Origin of the sequence: Gloeothece verrucosa PCC 7822, assembly GCF_000147335.1 — a bacterium.
Classification (GTDB): Bacteria; Cyanobacteriota; Cyanobacteriia; order Cyanobacteriales; family Microcystaceae; genus Gloeothece; species Gloeothece verrucosa.
This window is the reverse complement of sequence record NC_014533.1, coordinates 840,641-860,271: the sequence shown is the minus strand read 5'-3', so window position 1 is coordinate 860,271 and position 19,631 is coordinate 840,641. Positions and strand designations below refer to the sequence as shown.

Annotated in this window: 17 protein-coding genes and 2 CRISPR repeat arrays; of the genes, 14 read left to right on the top strand and 3 right to left on the bottom strand. The window is 37.2% G+C overall.

Annotation, left to right across the window (positions count from 1 at the left end; translation table 11 throughout):
• Positions 1–53: 53 nt before the first annotated feature.
• Positions 54–287: a helix-turn-helix domain-containing protein gene (locus CYAN7822_RS30260; RefSeq protein WP_157871992.1), complete on the bottom strand. Its 234-nt coding sequence runs from the start codon at positions 285–287 to the stop codon at positions 54–56.
• Positions 288–483: 196 nt separating this feature from the next.
• On the opposite strand from CYAN7822_RS30260, the gene CYAN7822_RS30255 reads away from it, so the two are divergent.
• Genes CYAN7822_RS30255 through CYAN7822_RS30240 form a run of 4 tightly spaced genes read left to right on the top strand, consistent with a single transcriptional unit; the run spans position 484 to position 1,824 of the window.
• Positions 484–726 carry a hypothetical protein gene (locus tag CYAN7822_RS30255; protein ID WP_013334755.1) on the top strand — a complete coding sequence of 81 codons (243 nt, stop codon included), beginning with the start codon at positions 484–486 and terminating at the stop codon, positions 724–726.
• Positions 723–1,022: a hypothetical protein gene (locus CYAN7822_RS30250; RefSeq protein ID WP_013334754.1), complete on the top strand. Its 300-nt coding sequence runs from the start codon at positions 723–725 to the stop codon at positions 1,020–1,022. Before CYAN7822_RS30255 ends, CYAN7822_RS30250 begins: the two co-directional genes overlap by 4 nt.
• Positions 1,023–1,075: 53 nt before the next feature.
• A complete protein-coding gene (locus CYAN7822_RS30245; protein WP_013334753.1) occupies positions 1,076–1,435 on the top strand; it encodes a hypothetical protein in 360 nt (119 codons plus the stop codon).
• Positions 1,435–1,824: a HEPN domain-containing protein gene (locus tag CYAN7822_RS30240; RefSeq protein ID WP_013334752.1), complete on the top strand. Its 390-nt coding sequence runs from the start codon at positions 1,435–1,437 to the stop codon at positions 1,822–1,824. The genes CYAN7822_RS30245 and CYAN7822_RS30240 overlap by 1 nt, the downstream gene beginning before the upstream one ends.
• A gap of 375 nt (positions 1,825–2,199) precedes the next feature.
• Here the strand turns inward: CYAN7822_RS30240 and CYAN7822_RS30235 are convergent, their stop codons facing one another.
• The gene (locus CYAN7822_RS30235; protein ID WP_013334751.1) at positions 2,200–2,475 is read right to left on the bottom strand and encodes a hypothetical protein; all 276 of its coding nucleotides are present in this window, start codon (positions 2,473–2,475) and stop codon (positions 2,200–2,202) included.
• Positions 2,476–2,504: 29 nt separating this feature from the next.
• On the opposite strand from CYAN7822_RS30235, the gene CYAN7822_RS30230 reads away from it, so the two are divergent.
• From CYAN7822_RS30230 to CYAN7822_RS30185, 10 genes are all read left to right on the top strand, one after another.
• Positions 2,505–6,296, top strand: a complete 3,792-nt coding sequence (locus CYAN7822_RS30230; protein ID WP_013334750.1) for a hypothetical protein — start codon at positions 2,505–2,507, stop codon at positions 6,294–6,296.
• Positions 6,297–6,347: 51 nt separating this feature from the next.
• Complete coding sequence (locus CYAN7822_RS30225; protein WP_013334931.1) at positions 6,348–7,382, top strand: IS701 family transposase; 1,035 nt, start codon at positions 6,348–6,350, stop codon at positions 7,380–7,382.
• 146 nt (positions 7,383–7,528) lie between these two features.
• Positions 7,529–7,723 (top strand): hypothetical protein, encoded by a 195-nt coding sequence (locus CYAN7822_RS34985; RefSeq protein WP_049802761.1) that lies wholly within the window; start codon positions 7,529–7,531, stop codon positions 7,721–7,723.
• Positions 7,724–7,884: 161 nt separating this feature from the next.
• On the top strand, positions 7,885–9,372 hold the full coding sequence (locus CYAN7822_RS30215) for a P-loop NTPase family protein (protein WP_013334748.1): 1,488 nt from the start codon (positions 7,885–7,887) through the stop codon (positions 9,370–9,372).
• Positions 9,373–9,460: 88 nt separating this feature from the next.
• Positions 9,461–10,969, top strand: coding sequence for a tetratricopeptide repeat protein (locus CYAN7822_RS30210; RefSeq protein WP_157871991.1), 1,509 nt, complete (start codon positions 9,461–9,463; stop codon positions 10,967–10,969).
• Between the two features lie 263 nt (positions 10,970–11,232).
• Positions 11,233–13,486: direct repeats of the CRISPR family, unit length 35 nt; unit sequence CTTTTCTCTTAGGAGAAAACTAACAGAATGGAAAC.
• A 232-nt stretch (positions 13,487–13,718) separates the two neighbouring features.
• Positions 13,719–15,734 (top strand): CRISPR-associated endonuclease Cas1, encoded by a 2,016-nt coding sequence (gene cas1 / locus CYAN7822_RS30205; protein ID WP_013334746.1) that lies wholly within the window; start codon positions 13,719–13,721, stop codon positions 15,732–15,734.
• Between the two features lie 25 nt (positions 15,735–15,759).
• On the top strand, positions 15,760–16,050 hold the full coding sequence (cas2, locus tag CYAN7822_RS30200; RefSeq protein ID WP_013334745.1) for a CRISPR-associated endonuclease Cas2: 291 nt from the start codon (positions 15,760–15,762) through the stop codon (positions 16,048–16,050).
• A gap of 27 nt (positions 16,051–16,077) precedes the next feature.
• Positions 16,078–16,386, top strand: a complete 309-nt coding sequence (locus CYAN7822_RS30195) for a type II toxin-antitoxin system RelE family toxin (RefSeq protein WP_013334744.1) — start codon at positions 16,078–16,080, stop codon at positions 16,384–16,386.
• 99 nt (positions 16,387–16,485) lie between these two features.
• Positions 16,486–17,022 carry a hypothetical protein gene (locus CYAN7822_RS30190; RefSeq protein ID WP_013334743.1) on the top strand — a complete coding sequence of 179 codons (537 nt, stop codon included), beginning with the start codon at positions 16,486–16,488 and terminating at the stop codon, positions 17,020–17,022.
• Positions 17,015–17,311: a hypothetical protein gene (locus tag CYAN7822_RS30185; protein WP_013334742.1), complete on the top strand. Its 297-nt coding sequence runs from the start codon at positions 17,015–17,017 to the stop codon at positions 17,309–17,311. Before CYAN7822_RS30190 ends, CYAN7822_RS30185 begins: the two co-directional genes overlap by 8 nt.
• Before the next feature lie 185 nt (positions 17,312–17,496).
• Here the strand turns inward: CYAN7822_RS30185 and CYAN7822_RS30180 are convergent, their stop codons facing one another.
• Positions 17,497–18,030: a hypothetical protein gene (locus CYAN7822_RS30180; protein ID WP_013334741.1), complete on the bottom strand. Its 534-nt coding sequence runs from the start codon at positions 18,028–18,030 to the stop codon at positions 17,497–17,499.
• Between the two features lie 276 nt (positions 18,031–18,306).
• Positions 18,307–19,230: direct repeats of the CRISPR family, unit length 36 nt; unit sequence CTTTTCCTCTTAGGAGGAAGCTAATAGAATGGAAAC.
• Positions 19,231–19,631: the final 401 nt, after the last annotated feature.

The window sequence follows — 19,631 nt, the reverse complement described above, 5'->3', positions numbered from 1 at the left end:
AACAAATGCTTAAATCTAGTCACCAAAATTGATAGAGATTAATTAATTAAAAATTAATCTTCAATTTCAAGCCATTCAATTTTATACAATTGGTCAAAGCTACAATCTAAAGCTTCAAGCAATTTGGCGGTACTTCCCCTATCAATTCGCTCTAAAATAGCACCACTTGTTAAATTACGGATTGTAGTCATGGAAACACCACTTTTTCTATGTAACTCGGATTGATTTAAGTTTTTTTCCTCCAATATTTGTTTTAAATTACAGATAAAACGTAAATCTTTTGTCATTATTGGCAGTAGCACTCTACAACACTCCTTATTTAACTACTTGCCTAGAACAATATCAATATAGCACTATTTACAGGTATTTGTCTATACATATTGACAGCTACCTGTAAAGCTGTTAAATTAAGGGACAAGGAAAGACGATTGCTTATTAAAGCTAACCGCCTTTCCAACTACAAATATCTAATTAATTACCATAATGACACAAAACACCGAGGCTGTCACTACTCTTCATGCTGACGAGTTAACCGTTGGCGACGTAATACGTCATTTTACAGGCGATTTATGGCAAGTTGCCACCGAGCCTATATATACTCGTGCTGGTATGACGTTCAAAGTTTATGACCTATCGGTCAACACCATTGAAACTCAAACCGTTAGTTTTCATCCTCAGTGGCGTTTTGAGTTAGTTAAGTACGTTTCTGTGGAGGTAGCGGCATGACTAGACTAACCCAATACGAAGACTTTGATATTCTTGAACTGGAAAACTCGATTGAAAAAGCTTACAACGCCCAAAACACGGCTTACTGCGACAGAGAGATTCAACTCGACAAGTCCGAAAATGACTACGGACTCTATCACGTCTGGTATGGTCGCCAGTGTTTGGGGACATTCTGCCGTTCCTTTGATGATGACTGCTGGTTGGCAACGCCATTTTATCGCAATGGATGCTTTGCAGATTCTTTTACCCCGCCGGCTTTTGAAACTCATCAACAAGCTCAGGATTATTTAGACTAAAATAAAATTATTAGGTTAAAATTCTAGACAAAAAAACATCAGCGCATTAAATTATGTTTAAATCTTTTGGACAAAGGGCTAAAAGTTTCGATAGCGAGCTAAATTCTCTTTTAGCTTTTTACCAAATTCGCCAAGAAGAAGAGGTGATTGACTATTTAGAACATCATCAACATTTACTATTTATTTTAGAAGAAGGAAAAAAGATTATTGTTGATAACTTTGCTAACTCAACAGCTTATTTAGAAGTAGTAACCGATCCGGAAACAGAAGAGTCTCAATTAGCTATTTATATTAACCGCCAGGAAAAAGAGGTGGAAGTCGCCCTTGATAGAATCGAAAAACTGTATGATGAATGGTTGGGAAAATATAATGCAGAAATTCGGAGTCAAATCTTGGTTAGGTATAATTACTGATGACTTTTAATTGGGAAGATTATTTAACTCTGGCTAATAAACTATCTGAAGAAACTTTAACGTCAGCGATTCAAGAAGCTCAATTTCGCTCCGCAATTAGCAGAGCCTACTATGCGGCATTCAATCAAGCTAAAACTTTTTTAGAGAATACAGATAAAATTTTAATCCCACGAGTTAATATTCATAAATATGTGATCAATCAGTTTCAAAATTCTCCTGATCGTCGTAGGCAAAAAATCGGAAATCGTTTACTTGTTTTGAGAACATATCGGAATCAAGCCGATTATGATTCTACTATTACTGTTAGAGATGAAACTTGCCAAGAAGCTTTAACTTTAGCTAAACGAATCATTTTAGCTTTTAAAAAAATTGATGAAATGGAGGAATAGTTTAATAGAAAACGAGATGTTTTTATAGATTTAGATAAGTACGAAGAAACCGAGCAAGAAAAAGAAGCTAATATATTTGCTGCAAATTTATTAATCGCTCAAATAGATTGGGAAAATTTAATCTGTCAATCAGTCCTACGCTTTAATCATGTCAATGGAATCGATACAAAATATAAAGAGAAAAAAGTCGAAAAAAGTAGAAGAAGCGGACGCAGCATTAAAAGCAAAAATTAGTTAAGTTATCTTCTCTACTAATATTGTTGAGCAAAGGGGCAAACCAATTTTGTAAAGATTATTCAACAGTTGCCAAGCAGAAACGGGATTGCTAACATTGGATAATCTCCACAAACTAATTAACCTCTAGCAGAGGGCTGTTTATTTCTTAGCCTTCTTGGCCTGCTCTGCTTGATATAACTCTATTACTTCATCCAAATCAATATAAACAATTTGATCCTCTGTCGCCATCGTGACCTCCCATTCATCTTGCTCAAGCCCACCCCATTCGGGTCTGGTAATCACTGGGTCGGGTTCACGCTCACGCTTCGGTTGATAGAGGTTGATCGGATCGATTAACCCTTCTGAAATCGCTTCTTCGTCGGAGAGTCCGTCTCGCATAAATTCCAACACATCTTCAGGCAAATTTTGCTTCATGTTTTTTACCTTATCACCACGATAAAACTATGGTAGCGCAAGTACAAAAGTTCCAAACCGAATTAGAAGTTCCTTTTTTCGACACTTTAACCCAACAAGATTTAGACTCGAAGCCCATCACCATTAAAAATTCAGTAGCCGCCTATCTGTTTGAAGGGGTCAACTTTAGCCTTGGCAGGATTTATAATAAAACGAAGCCAGAGCAATTGCGCTCTTTTGAGGGTAAAACCCTCGAATTCGCCAATGGAGATAAATTTTACTTTGCTGATAGGCAGGTGAGAAACGAAATTTATCCCGTTGACTCCGATGGGGCAGCTTACGGTTCAATTCCTTTTACAGGTTGCCAAACTTTTCATGAGGTTAAAGCGGCAAAGATTTTAATAATAGATGACCAAACTGGAGACAACACTATCGGACTAGATAAGGAGACTGCTAAAAAGTTGGTAGGAGATTGTTTCGGGAAAATCGATTACAAAGTTCATGCCGCAATAGGCGGAAAATACTACACACCATTTCAATTTAGGCTAGGTTCACGCACTCAAGACAAAGATCCCTTTGCCCGCATTGCCAAGGGAACGCTTGCGCCAGCTAATTTAAAGAAAGTTGGTTCGGGCTATGATCTAATTATGCCGACGAGTGCATTCAAGGGACGAAAGGGGGAGGACAACCAAGCCATCAAACCGGGGGAATACGAACTTACCCTAGGACTGGGATTGAAGACACACGCCTATTACGGCGAACACAGCCTAGGACCGCAGGTTCTGGTTGGCTATCCCTCTTCTTGTGCCGCCTTTGTCGAACAAGCTCAAAAAAGACTTGAAGAATTAACTCTAATCGCCTCCGACCCCATAAAATTAGCACATGACTATTTAGAAGTAACTGAGCGCAGATATCGCTATCAAATTGAAAACCAGACGAATTTTACCGAAGAATTTGACGGTGAGGAATTATCAAGTGATGAAATCGATACGATGTTAGATAAAGCCGCAGCCGAAGAAAATGACGAGATTGTTTATAACCTGCTCAAAGCCGATGTTGAGGGACACTATCAACTACTCGACCATCCTAAAATAGTGGATGCGCTCAATAAACATCTTCAAAATCAATATAAAGAAATTGCAACCGGTAGGTTTATTAAATTCAAGGGCGCACTTCTACAGCCGAGCCTGGAACTTAAGGACAATGAGTTCTGCGACCCCAATTTACCCGACGGGGCAGAGGTTATTGCCACTCGTTCTCCCTTTGTTAACTCCAATAATTTTATAGCACTCACCAATCGCCATATCCCCGAATTGATGCCCTACAAGGGCGTTGCTTGGATGAATCCGGTGACGGCGGCTAATTATCTCCAGGGGGACTTTGATGGAGATCGCATAGCTTATGCCCTCAGTAATCAAGATCCGCAGATAGGTATCTTAGCAGAAGAAGTAAAAGAAAAACAGCTTCCTTCCAACCGTTATGCCGATGTGGTCAAAAAAGCTAAAGTTCCCTATCAAGGAAGCTTTGAGGAGATCGCTCTATCGGCCAAGGATAATCAGATAGGACTAATTGCCAATCAAGTGATGAAGGTTGTCGCTCTAGAAATAGAGACAACGATGCTCCCCCTAAACGACCAAGAAAAATACCTAAAAACCGTTAGTGCCCACTTTAACGAATTGCTCGCAGAGGATTATTCCCTACCTTCAGAGCTAGAAACGCTGAAGCCACAAATAGAGGAGATCACGAAGTGGAGCTCCGCGCTCGCATCGTCTAACTCAAATTCCCAATCGGTTGAGGTAAAATTAACGACCCTCAAAAAATTTCTTCATGAATTAGTTGGGCTTTTAGGCAATGAATTACAAGTAGCAGTCGACGGACCCAAATCAGCCCTACGCCCGGATCAGGGAATTTTAAAGACCATTAAAGAATTAACGGATTACAGAAGTGTAGGGTGGCTCGAAGACCGCAAATCGGAAGAGGTTTACCGTGAGCGTCCCATGAATAGCAACACCTATTCTCCAATAGACCTATTGGTCCGCCCGGTTAATGAACAATTCTGTAAAAATAGCCTAGAAGCTCGGCCAGCCCATCAGTTCCGTAATTTATTTGAAGATATATCTTACAGCGAAACGCAAAAAGAATTTATCGATCAAGTTCGAGTCGAATATAATAAACGCCAAAGTCAGGCTCATCAATTGAAAGCCGAGCTATCCAAATCACTCGGTCCAACAATGAACCTTCGCACGCGCAAAGGTAATATGATCGAAGTTGTCGATCTGCTCAACGGTTCTAATCATCCCCAAACATACAGTTTAGATAAGATGACCATTCGGGTTCGGGAAAACAATAATAAAAAACGACCCGAAAAATATATAATTTTAGGCCAAGTACCAGGGCAATTAAATGACTATGGTAAACCTTCATATAAACGGATTGGGTATTTATCGATTAACTCAGAGCGGCAATATGGTCAGTTCATCGAAGATTTGATCAAAAAAAATAAAGGTTCTTATGCAGACTTGGGCACTTTACCGGTAGAGATTATACCCGGCGTAACTCTTGAGCAAGTCCGCGCCGCCTTTAAGGAACTCAAACAGTACGCCGAGCAAATTCGTGATCGAATTCCCGACTCCGAAAGGTTATCTTACGCGGCGGCGATGTGGGACTTATGTAATGCACGAACTAATAAAGAAAATTCATTTAAGAAGGCGAGTGCCGCTTTTGCTATATTTGCCCCTGAAATTCAATCGAGACTAAGCAGTCTTCAATTTAAGTCTTTAGAAGTTTCTGGGATAAAATCACCGTCAAACGAGCATCAGGGACGCATTTTTAATCAAGAAAAACTGCCGCTAGAAATTGGCTTTGAAGCTAATCCCGATGACCCTAACCATAACCAGCGAGTAGTAATAGTGGAGGGGAAAAAGTTAGGACGCTTCGCTGGAGAATCCCCCCAACTCCCAGTGGGCACGAAAGCGCAGGGGTGGATCACTACTCCTCCTGGGGCGGGAGTAACGGCCACCCTAGCGGATGGGACTTCTTTTCGGATAGGGGTTCTAAAAAATTACAATTATTCTATGAGCAGTTTCCAGCACGACTCAAGAACATTAGGAATTGACTTTGTGAAAAATCCTAAAGGAGAAGTTGAACCGGCAGTTAAGCTAGATGGAAAAATCCTGGGGCGCATAACCGATAAACAGGCACAGCAAACTTTAATGCGTAAGGGATTGCTGAAGAAAGGAACTCAACTAACAGCGATTTTAGACCGAGATCCGCCGTCGATAGCTCGTATTGAAATTGATGCAACCACAATTAAGTATCCGCAGGTGATTACGCCCAATAAGGCACTTGTTACCCGGTCTGAATCTTTGCCCACGCTTCTAGCAAGAGAAGCTTATCAATGGGAGATTAACGGGAAGATGCTTAATAAAGATACATTGGTGTTGGCGGTGGATAGCTGCAAAACCGAGCAAACTGAGGGATGGTTCTCAAAGCAGGAGGTTCCCCTAACCCTCGATTTCGAGGAAAGCCAGAAATTTAGTTCAACTAAATATGCGATCTATAAGGTTCAAATTGAGCTTATCCCAGATATAACCTTTTCCAAGCTTGTTGGTAAATTTGGGCAGCCAATGGATACGGAAAGCTTTTTTAAAGCACTCCAAGGCAAGAATATTGACAATAATAATACTAATTATAATTGGTCACGCTATCCACAACCCGGACAAGCCGCCTATGAAGTTTCTACTCAAGGAGATAAACGATTAGTGCCCTGGTTGCGCGGCTTGATGACGAGCGAACCATTGAGTGCGCTTATCAATTATAGGAGATACGCATTGACAGAATGACACAGTTATGGGTAATATTACTTTTCCCCTAGCGCTCACTGGAGAAACCCCATAAGACAGCAAACTAAGCCAAGCACGGCCAAATGTGACCTAGATATTTACACGAATTATTTAATTGCCGAGCCTAAATGGAGCGGTTGTTCTCGTTTAGGGCAAATTATGGATATATCTCATGACAGTGCTAATCGTTTTTTACTTAGAGAAAATTATGAACCCAAAGATTTATTTGATGAAGTCAAAAAATTTATTAATTTAACAGGAGGAACATTAAGTGCTGATGATACAATTATTGAAAAGCTGTACAGTAATCCATCGTCATGTAAATTAATAGGCTATTATTGGTCAGGCAAACATAAAAAAGTAATTAAAGGTATTAATTTAATTACTGTATATTATACGGATTTAAATGGAAATTCAGTTCCAATTAATTATCGTCTTTATGATAAAGAGGAGGGAAAAACGAAAAATGAATATTTAAAAGAAATGATAGAAGAAGTGCTTGAGTGGGGAATTGTGCCTAAAACAATCACGACAGATAGTTGGTATTCTTCTAAAAATAATTTAAAGTTTTTTAAAGACAAGAAACTAGATTTTTTAGTAGGAATAGCTAAAAATAGACAAGTAAAAGTTTTGGGTGGCAAATTCTGTAAAGTAGAGCAGTTAGAGATTCCAGAAGATGGACTTAAAGTTTATTTAAAAGAATTTGGTTGGGTAAAAGTATTTCAAAGGGTTTTCAAAAACGAAAAGCCTCGGTATTACTTAATCTATCAAACTGAAGAGTCAGAGTCAGATAATAAACTTTTAACAAGAAATCAATTGCGCTATTTATGTTCAATTCATTGGGGAATTGAATGTTATCATAGAGCTTTAAAACAATTATGCGGCTTAAATAAATTTTTAGTCAGAACTTCCCAATCTATAGCTACTCATATTTTCTGTTCTTTAAGAGCTTTTTGCCAACTAGAATTAATGAGGATTCAAGAAACAATCTTTACTTGGTATGAAGTTCAACGAGAGCTTTATCTTAAAGTTGCTAGAGAGTTTATTCTTAAGCGCTTAGAAGAAAAAAATACTTTAGCCGCATAAGTTTATTTTTCTGTCAATGCGTAACTCCTAAATTAGATGTTAAGGGTTATCGTTCTTCCCCATCTGACAAAGACTGGCAAAAGGGCAAAGGTAAGCCGCCACTACTCGACAAATCAACAGACCAACTCTGGAGTGAGTATAAAGCGTTGTGGCAGCAGTGGGTTTATGAAAATCCCCATTTAATGATTGAACTAGCTAATGCAGCCAAAGGAAAGACCCTTACCGATAAATTTGCCACCAGTGATATTTCCCAGGCTCGTGCCTTAGCGGAAATTCTCAACGAAAATCCTCAATATAGCCATATAAACCTTGGAATTAAACCAAATGATCCTACTTTATAAATCATCCTTCGAGACACATACTTAACAAAAATTGATAAGTTTCACTCTCAACTTAATGATACAATCAAAAAAACCTTAGATAAAGGAAAAAATATCTTAGTAAAACTGATATAACTCAAGCCTCTTAAGCCAATCTGTGTATCGTTAGCTTTTTTTAAATTATGCCCCGTTCTGCTAGACTTCATAAAGAACGCAAAGCCCAAGTAATTGAGGCTCTGAAACGTAACGGATTTTTAACTCAGGGTGACTTAGCGGCACATTTAGAGGTTGCTTTATCGACAATTAATAATTTTATTAATAGTAAACCTGTTTATATCACTAAATTTGAAGAAATTTGTCATGCTCTAAATTTGGATAAACAGGCAATGTTAAAACCTTTAAATGAAGAAGTTAATAGCAATTTAGCCAGTCAAGAAGAGATAGAAAAAACGTCTTTATTTTCTTTTATTGCTTATGATGATTATTGGGTAGGGCGAAAAGATTTAATTACATCTTTGACGGAAAAATTACAAGGAGCATTTCGTTTTTTATTTATTCTAGGCTTGACGGGTATTGGAAAAACCGCACTAGCGGAACGTATTATTTTAGAAAGACAAAAGACATCTTCTTTAACAAAAAGCTATGATTTTAAGCGGGTAAATTTTGAGGCTTTAGGGAATGCTACAGATTTTATGACAGTGGCAATTCAATGGCTAGAAGCCTGGGAAATTCAAGTGCCCTCACCACAGCGAAACCCCGAACAAGTTATTTGGCATTTAACGCAATATTTACAACATAATACCGTTCTTTTACTCTTTGATTCTTTTGAAAATTTGTTAGGAGGAAATGAAGAGGAGGGGTGGGGAAATTTAGCGGATAACTGGTGGGAAAAGTTTTTTTTAAGTTTATTGTCGGCACAGTCTTGTCAAACTCGGATTATAATCACATCTCAAGATTTACCTTTATCTTTAGTTGAACAACGCTATAATCAATATTGGCATTGTCATCTTTTAACAGGATTAGATGAAAATGAGCAAGAAAATTTATGGGAAATAATAGGTTTTAATATTGATGATAATCTAGAAGAAAAAGCGTTGCTAATGCGTTTAGGAAAAGCTTATCAAGGACATCCATTAGTTTTACGAGTGATTAGCGGCGAAATTTGGGAATCGTTTGGAGGAAATGTTAAAGCTTATTGGGAAGATGTTAAGAGTAAAATAGAAACAGTAGAAACTGCACTAGCTGAAGCCGAAAATGAAGCACAGAAACAAATGGGAAGTGAAGATAATTGGAAATTACATAAGTTAACGAGAAAAGTCCGTTTAGAAGTGAATAAACAAAGATTAACTTCTGTATTTAATCGGTTAGAAGCGCAGTCAACCGATGCTTATTATTTAATTTGTGCCGCGTCGGTTTATCGTGTTCCTGTACAGGTACAGGGATGGTTGATGCAGTTGGCAGTATTAATTAAGCGAATTGAAAATCAGTTTTGTAATGAAGAAAGACAAGAAATGGCATTGGAAGAGTTATGTTATCGATTTTTAGTTGAAGAGTCAGTTAATCCAAATAATCAACGAGTATTAGGATTGCATCATTTAATTCGGAGTGTAGCTTTGGAACATTATCAACAGTTAATAACTAAGTTAAAACAGCAATCAAAAACGGCTTGAGCTAGAAAGCTTAAAGCCGATGTTTAAGTTGATTAAGTTTAAAAATTTGGGCTTTATTACTAAATTATTTAATTATTTTAAATCAAAAATGAGTTTAACAAACTTAAATACAAGTAAAGAATTATTTCAAAGACTAAATATTAATTTAGATGAAGTGCCTCTTGAGTATCTTGCTGATTATACGGCTATTACTTATTTCCTTACTATTGAAGAATCATCACCTAGTTATGTATCTAATTTAGAAAAAGTGCGAAAATACTTAGAATCATTTTATCATTTATGTCAGATAAAAGACTGGCAAAGAAGTTTAATTGTATTACAAATCGAACCAGAGGCAAAAATTCAAGAAGAATTACACAATCTTTTAGGTATCTGGGGTTACCACGAGCAACAAAAAATGATTTATCAGGATTTGCTTTATAAAGTTAACCCTCAATGCGATGCTACTTGTTTAACTGGATTAGGAAACGTATACGATACTCAAGGTAATTATTCTTTGGCAATAGAGTACCACACCAAGCAACTAGAATTAGCTCAAGAAATAGGTGATGATTCAGGGGAATGGATAGCTTTAGTTGGTTTAGGAAATGTACAGAAAGCTTTAGGGCATTTTCAAGACTCCTTAACTTATTTTCATCAGGCGTTAGATATTGCTAGACAAATTAAAGATATTCGAGGAGAAGTCATCGCTTTAGGAAGTTTAGGAAATATTTACATGGGTTTAAATAATAATGATGAATCAAAAGAGTATACCGAAAATTGTTTAACTTTAGCACAACAACATCAATTCTCGCTCTTTGAAGCTAGAGCGGCAATAATTTTAGGAAATATTAGTCGAGATGAAAATAATGTACAAGAGGCTTTAAACTGGTATCATCATGGGTTAGAAATAGCTCAAGAATTAGACGATATAGCTGTGATTATCGATGCAATGCGATCGCTCGGTGATAGTTACGAAGAGCTTGGTAATTCTTTAGAAGCTTTGGAATGGTTACATAAAAGCTTGGAAATAGCTCAGGAGTTTGGGGATAAGGCAATAGAAGCAGAAAGTTGGCGAGGTTTAGGCAATGCTTATGCAACGTTGGGAAATCTAGAGCAAGCTATTTTTTATTACCAAAAACGCCTTGATTTTTTAGAATTAACTGAAGATAAAGCTAATATTGCTAGTAATCTTCAGGGATTAGCTTTAGCTTATGATAAATTAAATCGATTAGCTGAAGCCATTAAATATGAGGAAAAACGGTTAAAAATCTTGACGGAATTAGAAGATTGGGAAAAAGTGGCTGATTCTCATGCTTATCTCGGTTATGCTCATTTAGGCTTAAATAATTATTATGAGGCTTTAGCAAATCTAATGGCTGCTTTAGCTTTGCAAAAAGAACAAGGGAATCAAAAAGGAAAGGCTAATACTTTGTATAATTTGGCTGAATTAATGGCACATTTAGACCAAATTACTCCTGCATTGCAATTGTGTCAAGAGGGTTTAACGGTAGCACAAGAATGTGATTTAGAATTGGTAGAAGAGTTTAAGGAACTACAAGAGTTGATAGAAGCTTATTCTCGGCAGCTTATTGAAGAGGAAGATGATGAAGTTTGATTTTAGTCTTTTGAAGTCGCTTTTAGGTTATTTTTGAGCATGAACTTATTTATACTTGTTTTTAGTTGTATTTTCGTTGGAAGTTGTTGAGTGCTGAAACTCTTATTTTTTGGTTGTATCCCACGTATTGCTATATCTGACTGGTTTTGAGGAGTGTGCTTTAATGGCTTGTTGAGAATAAGTAGCGATAATTCTTTCTTTTTTTTCTATCCCACGAATTTTTGCTGTAGAATGAAGTCAGGGCAAGCCTTTTAGAAGGTGGCCTTTTCTCTTAGGAGAAAACTAACAGAATGGAAACTCTGAAATTTACAGTGAACTTGCCATCTTGACTACTTTTCTCTTAGGAGAAAACTAACAGAATGGAAACAGCTACCGACACTACTCAACACTCTTATGGGAGTGTTATACTTTTCTCTTAGGAGAAAACTAACAGAATGGAAACTATCTGCGCATCATTTTGGAAACTTTGGAAAAATCTTTTCTCTTAGGAGAAAACTAACAGAATGGAAACTGTTTTTCTTGCAGCCACAGGAAGTAAAGTGGCATACTTTTCTCTTAGGAGAAAACTAACAGAATGGAAACCTTCCTCCTCATTTGAGGATTCTATTATCGTACGTCTTTTCTCTTAGGAGAAAACTAACAGAATGGAAACCTGGGTGCAGTAGCTTGGGAAATTTGCATTAAACGCTTTTCTCTTAGGAGAAAACTAACAGAATGGAAACTTGTGTGACTGATGCCATCCCTCCGTTTCGATACTCCTTTTCTCTTAGGAGAAAACTAACAGAATGGAAACGCGTAGCATCGATAATATCGATACCGTCGTCACCGCTTTTCTCTTAGGAGAAAACTAACAGAATGGAAACTATTGAACCCGGGCAGGGTTATAACTGGTACCACGACTTTTCTCTTAGGAGAAAACTAACAGAATGGAAACTGTTTCAAATGTAACCCGTCCGTTTGTATTTATAACACTTTTCTCTTAGGAGAAAACTAACAGAATGGAAACTGCATTGAAAATGCACCCCGCAAGAAAATACATCAGGATACTTTTCTCTTAGGAGAAAACTAACAGAATGGAAACTTTAGCGTGCCATTCAAGCAACTGGCTATCTTTTTGATGCTTTTCTCTTAGGAGAAAACTAACAGAATGGAAACTTGACGATAAACAAGCTGTTTATCTGCTTCACTGCTTTTCTCTTAGGAGAAAACTAACAGAATGGAAACCATCATCTACTGATTCTTGAGAAAACCAGTAACGCTTTTCTCTTAGGAGAAAACTAACAGAATGGAAACTTCAAAGATCAGCCTCCCCCCCAAAAAATACATAAAACTTTTCTCTTAGGAGAAAACTAACAGAATGGAAACGTTTGTGTTGATATTGTAAAAGATTTCTGAACGATCTTTTCTCTTAGGAGAAAACTAACAGAATGGAAACGAAGATATGGGTCAACAAAGATCTCGTTGAATAAGTAGACTTTTCTCTTAGGAGAAAACTAACAGAATGGAAACTGTCTCAAGATAGGGCGAGATTATTTCCTCATAGTTGGAGTCTTTTCTCTTAGGAGAAAACTAACAGAATGGAAACGTTAGATCCCGATTGACACGTTCAGTGTTTAACCGAACTTTTCTCTTAGGAGAAAACTAACAGAATGGAAACGATTTTACCTTCCCTACATAGTCTATTAGATAATTTTTAAACTTTTCTCTTAGGAGAAAACTAACAGAATGGAAACTCTTCTAATGGCCCTCGTGAATTGGTTTATATCTTTTCTCTTAGGAGAAAACTAACAGAATGGAAACTTTGTTCCTTGGTTGAAACCAAAGTTCTGCGCTAAAGCTTTTCTCTTAGGAGAAAACTAACAGAAGGGAAACAATAGTACAGCTACTGCTATCCCTAGGAATTGCGCTTTTCTCTTAGGAGAAAACTAACAGAATGGAAACCATTTTATTCGTCTAGTTTTTGCCATTTTTCGTCGCTGCTTTTCTCTTAGGAGAAAACTAACAGAATGGAAACAGCCTTATTGCTACAAAACCTTGCCAGGTTTCCCATGTTCTTTTCTCTTAGGAGAAAACTAACAGAATGGAAACAGCCTGTCCTTGAACTTCAACATCTGCATATTGAAGGGGCTTTTCTCTTAGGAGAAAACTAACAGAATGGAAACTGTATAATTCAAATGCTCGTTCGATTTTTTCATCCCTTTTCTCTTAGGAGAAAACTAACAGAATGGAAACAATCCCGCCCGAAAACGATGCGGCTAATTCAGCACCACTTTTCTCTTAGGAGAAAACTAACAGAATGGAAACTTAAATCAGACCAGCACGTTGAGCAAGCTGTTCATAAGCTTTTCTCTTAGGAGAAAACTAACACAATGGAAACACATAAAGTTACTTCCGTCCCCCAAATAATAAGGCTTTTCTCTTAGGAGAAAACTAACAGAATGGAAACAAATGTTTCCATAGTTCCTGTTTTTCTACTTGAATGCTTTTCTCTTAGGAGAAAACTAACTAATTAAATAAAAATTAGAGGATAAGTAAAAAAACTTGTCCTTTTTTTACTTGAAAAAATAATTACTAAAACCTAGATAAAAATAAGCCCACTCAACTCAGTTACGAACTCAGGTATGAACTCAGGTCAAAAAATTTCAACTCAGGGATGAACTCAAATATCTCTTTGCGATGATGGAATCAACGTAAAACAAAGGAGTGCAAACTTGATTTCGAGTATTAACCCTGAATTTTCCTTAATATTATGCAATTTCCTCTAAATGAACTCTATTACGCCTGGGAACAAGTACGTCGAGGGAGTCCATCCCCTGGAATTGATGGAATAACAACCGACTTATTTGCTGGAGTCAAAAAAGACGAATTAATTCGACTGCAACAGGAACTAATCGAAGAAATCTATCAACCTTATCCCGCTAGAGGTTTTTATCTGCCCAAAAATAACGGAGATAAACGTTTACTCGGAATTCCGGCAGTTCGAGATCGGGTAGTGCAACGGTGGTTACTCGAAGATCTGTATTTACCCCTAGAGGAAGTCTTTACAGACTGTAGTTATGCTTACCGTCCAGGACGCGGCATCCAAATGGCAGTAAAACATCTCTATTACTACTACCAAATTCAGCCCAAATGGATTATTAAATCTGATATTCGCTCATTTTTTGATAGTCTCAATTGGTCAATACTTCTAAGCATCCTAGAACACCTAAAACTAGACCCAATTATCCAACAACTGGTAGAACAACAACTCAAATCCGGTATTGTTCTCAAAGGTCGTTATTTTCCACGAAACCAAGGGGTACTGCAAGGTGCAGTGTTATCGGGAGCATTAGCCAACCTATATCTCAGTGAGTTTGACCGAAAATGCTTGGAAAAAGGCATTAATCTTGTCCGTTACGGAGATGACTTTGTAGCCGCTTGTCAGAGTCTTGGGGAAGCTGAACGAACCCTGAATTTAATCACCCAATGGTTAGAGCGGATTTATCTGCAACTTCACCCAAAAAAGACAGAAATATACGCCCCAGACCAAGAATTTACCTTTCTCGGTTATTTATTTAAAAAAGGACAGGTTTATGCGCCCCTTCCGCCAGAACCCCGTAAAAAAGGCTATCCTCTAGACCCTTCGGGAATGCCGCGACGACCTCGGCCAATTTACATTCATTCATTCCTCTCTCAACCCCCAAAAATCTGTTCCCTCAAACCCAAAACCTCAACTCAACCCAAGATTTTAACCAACCCTAAACATTACTTTGTTGACACCATGACTACCTTATATATCACCGACCAAGGTTCCTATCTCAAAGCACAAGGCTATCAATTCCATATTTTCTATCAGCGTGAGTTACGCTGTAAAATTCCCGTCAATCAAGTCAGTCATATTGTACTATTTGGTTGCTGCAATATTACTCATGGTGCGGTGCGATTAGCGCTTACTCGTCGAATTCCTCTATTATATCTGTCCCAACGGGGGCGCTATTTCGGGCGCTTGGAAACCGAAGGACAAGCCAAAGTAGAGTATCTTTCCCAACAGGTAAAGCGGGCAGAAAATCCTGAATTTACCCGTTTACAGGCAGAAAACATTGTCCGAGCCAAGCTCAATAACTCAAGAGTTTTACTGATGCGTTTAAACCGTCGTCGCTCTAACTCTTCAGTTAAACAAGCCATTGCCAACTTAGAGAAATTAAGAGATAATTTACCCTTAGCAAACTCAATGGATGAATTACGGGGTTATGAAGGAAAAGCGGCAACAGTATACTTTCAAGCCTTGGGTTCTCTATTCCAAGCTCCCTTTACCTTTGAAAAACGCAGCAAGCGCCCTCCTACTGACCCTGTCAACAGCTTACTAAGTCTAGGATACACCCTTCTGAGTCAAAATATGCACTCCTTTGTAGAAGCGATGGGATTGCATACCCATTTTGGCAACCTTCATGTTCCTCGAAATAACCATCCTGCCTTAGTTTCTGACTTAATTGAGGAATTTCGCGCCCCATTAGTCGATTCTTTGGTGGTTTATTTGGTTAATAAAAAGATTTTTACCCCAGAAGATTTTACGCCGCCTGATGGACGTAACGGAGTCTATTTACATCCAGATTCCTTGAAAAAGTTCCTTAAGCATTGGGAAGAAAAGCTACACAGTGAAATGACTCATCCTTACACCCAATATAAGGTCAGTATGCGCCGTTGCTTGGAACTACAAGTACGAGAATACATCGCCAGTTTGATGGGAGATACAGACGGATATCGGCCTATGCTTTGGACCAAGTAATTAAAAGGCAATACCTCAGAGTTAGATGACTAACAAGACACTTTACCTTGTTTGTTACGACATTGTACAGGATAGCCGCCGGAATCGGGTGTCTAAGTTACTGGAAGCTTATGGTTGTCGTGTCCAAAAATCTGTTTTCGAGATTTTAGCCGCTAAATCCCAATACGACAAGTTAAAACAAAAGCTCGAAAAAATGCTCAATTTAGACGAGGATCAACTACGTTTTTATATTATTCCTGAGCATTCCCGAAGCAAGACTCTTATTTTAGGCATTCAACCCGATTTTTACGTTGATGACACTGCCTTTATTATTTAATTTTTTCCTCCAAACAACAACAACATAATGGGAGTCTCCACAAAAAAACAAATGAAACAGGAAAGAGCGCCGCCTTCAATCGCCTTATTTAGCCTACAATTTACCCATAAAGCCCAAAAACAACTCAAATCTTTATCTCCTCAAGTCCGTCAGCAATACCAGAAAGCATTTCATCTGCTTTCAACTCAAGGAACTCATTACCGAAGTTTAAGAACTCACCGTTATCAACAAAAAAAAGGCACAATTTGGGGATCTTCTGCTTCTATGTTCCTTCGTTTTTACTGGGAATATCAAGACTCTTCTGTTATTCTCATTCTTTTTTTGGGTTCTCATTAATAATTAGTTAGACATAGTTAAGTCTGAAAAAACCAGCACAGGAAACAGAAAAAAGCTGACGGGTTGAGGAATTTCATCACCAATTGAAAGACAAAGATCATGTATCAACAACAAACATCATCCATAGAGTTATATTCTAGCGATTACCGCCAAGCTTTATCAGATTTCGGCGTTGTATCTTTGATAGAAAAATTAGAGGAATTAACTAAAACGCAATGGCAAAGACCAGAAATTGAGCAATTAGCTAGACTTTTAATTCAGCAACTCATCAATACACTATCTTATGATTGGATAGATTCTTATCTTAATGTTATCGAAAAAGGACAAGGGCACATAATTTCTCATCTTCTTTCCGGCAACCAATACTTACCTATACCTTGGGATACCCCATCTTTTGTCCTAGATGCGGCTAAACCCATGTATGCAGTAGGAACAGTAGTCAGATGGCGAACATTCGATGAACCGGAATTAACCGATTGGGGCATTGTAATGGGTCGCTTTTATGGCTATGCTCCAGAAAATGGGCGTTGGATGTGGTGTTACTTAATTTTACTTGATATTGATGCTCCTTCTGCCCGATGGTGTGTGTTAGATACAGCTTGGGAACAAGATTTAGAGAGATTTGAGGATGAGTAAACAAAAACCTTTGCGTTACCGAGAACGAAAGTTACTGAGGCTTTATGCTCACTGTGAATTATCCATGACTCCTCAAGCATTTTATGGCAAATGGGACGTAAATTACGAACAAATAGCAGAAATTTGTCATCGTTCCCTGTCTACTGTTCGAGGATGGTTTCGACAAGGAGAAAATTATCGCTCTCCTAATTCTAGCGATTTACGGCATTTAGCCATGATGGATTTTATCTGGCAAGAATTTGAGGCAATTCCTGATGAATTATGGCAAAAATTATGCAATTCAGATTAAAGCATTTTTGTCAATATCACACTGATATTTTTTTGAGGAATGAATTTGCATAAAGTGTGAGTATTCCTAATCTTTAGGAATCTAATAGAATGGAAACATAACGCTACTAAAAAGTAGTAATTAGGGAAAGAAAGTAATTAATCTGCTTTCTCTCCCTCATGATTTAATTTTCAAGTTAATATTATTTATTTTTCATAATTGCCGGTTATTAAAGAACCTATAATATCATTTAGTAATCTTCCTTTGAAGTTGGTCACGATAGTATTGCCATCTTCATTCAATTTAGCCATAATATCTGAAGGTATAGCTCGTTGATCTTGAATTATCTTGTTTTGTGGAGGAGCATAAACAATAAGAGGAATGCCATTGTTTTTATGATTCATTATCTCTTTAATAGAATCCATATTATTCCAATTAGGAAAAAATATTAAATATAAATTCGCTTTTTTTGCCTTCGGGAAATCTCCTATGTCAATAATACGTATAAAATTTTTCTCAGAGAATAAACCCGAAGATTTTAAAAGTTCTATCAAACTGGTTAAATTATCTCCTTTGGCAAAAATGGCTATTTTACCCTTTGCTAATCCATTTCCAAGTCTCAACAGTACAGGTAAAATTCCTCTAACCCATAAAATTACTGCTGTCACGGCAGCAATAATCACTGTTATGGTATTGATATAACGAAAAATATCTGGAATATATTTAATTTTGTCTATCATAAGAGTAAACAGGGAAGGAATTTATTTATAAATTAATATCATTTTTCATTGTAACATAAGCTACATAAGAATAACTTGCGGCATTAAAGCTGTTTTTGCGAACGATACTGAAAATCGCTGAAACTATCATTCTTTCGTTCTATCGGTCGATGGCTTACCTGGACTGGGTTTGGAGGTTTTTGAGCATCAATTTTTCGCTATGAATCGGGTTATTTTTTTTATCCGTCGCAAATGGGCGGTAGAATGTAGGTAGGGAGAGCCTTCTAGAAGGTAGCCCTTTTCCTCTTAGGAGGAAGCTAATAGAATGGAAACTCTTCCCTTTGTTATTTTTATAGCTTTGGTATTTAGACTTTTCCTCTTAGGAGGAAGCTAATAGAATGGAAACTCTTTTATAGGCTTCTTGAACTGTTCGACTGACTTCTCTTTTCCTCTTAGGAGGAAGCTAATAGAATGGAAACTCACGGAAATTGGTACTTTTTTATCAGATATCAGTAAATTTCTTTTCCTCTTAGGAGGAAGCTAATAGAATGGAAACGTGAGAACTGTTCCCGAGCTTGGAGTTAAGCCATAAATCTTTTCCTCTTAGGAGGAAGCTAATAGAATGGAAACGGATTATTAAAAGGATAATAGGTAATAAATAGAAACTTTTCCTCTTAGGAGGAAGCTAATAGAATGGAAACCCTCAAATGGAAAAAGCAATAATTCATTATCCTTCAAAACTTTTCCTCTTAGGAGGAAGCTAATAGAATGGAAACGAACATGGAAAAGCTTGATTATTCAGAATTAATTTGTTTCTTTTCCTCTTAGGAGGAAGCTAATAGAATGGAAACTTGCTTGCGGTCGAATTCTTCGCGTCTGGTTTGATCCCTTTTCCTCTTAGGAGGAAGCTAATAGAATGGAAACCCGTCAACTGGCGCGATTCGGCCACTACATTTTTTGGCCTTTTCCTCTTAGGAGGAAGCTAATAGAATGGAAACTTAATTGTTTTCTTCTTTCAGAATCAGTAGTATTTCTTTTCCTCTTAGGAGGAAGCTAATAGAATGGAAACTCTATATAATTTTTGATCTTTTCCATAACTATATAAAACTTTTCCTCTTAGGAGGAAGCTAATAGAATGGAAACTAAATAAAATACTTGTCTTTTTCTTCATTCATTTTTGCACCTCTTTTCCTCTTAGGAGGAAGCTAATAGAATGGAAACGATAATTCTATACTTGTGAATGCAGTAAATAAATAAATTCTCAAAAAATAGAGTATTATTCTAGTGCCAATAATCGCGTTAACTTGATGGGAGCTATCGTTGATGCCGCTTATGTTCTTAAGAGTTTGCATAGATAAAGAAAAATAAAGATGACTAGACAAAATAAACTGTTTTATTTATCATCATAAAAATACAATAACGTAATGTTCGGATTTTAGTTGAGAATATTTCTTAAGAAAAGTCTTTATTAGTTGCTCTGCAATCTAAAGATTACAAATTTGCCAGTTTTCCGCAAACTTTGATTGACAAATGTAAAGAAGTATTAAAATAAACAAACAAATACTCAAAATAATATGATGTTTTTTAACACAATCCGCGAAAAAAACAAATTATAATCAATA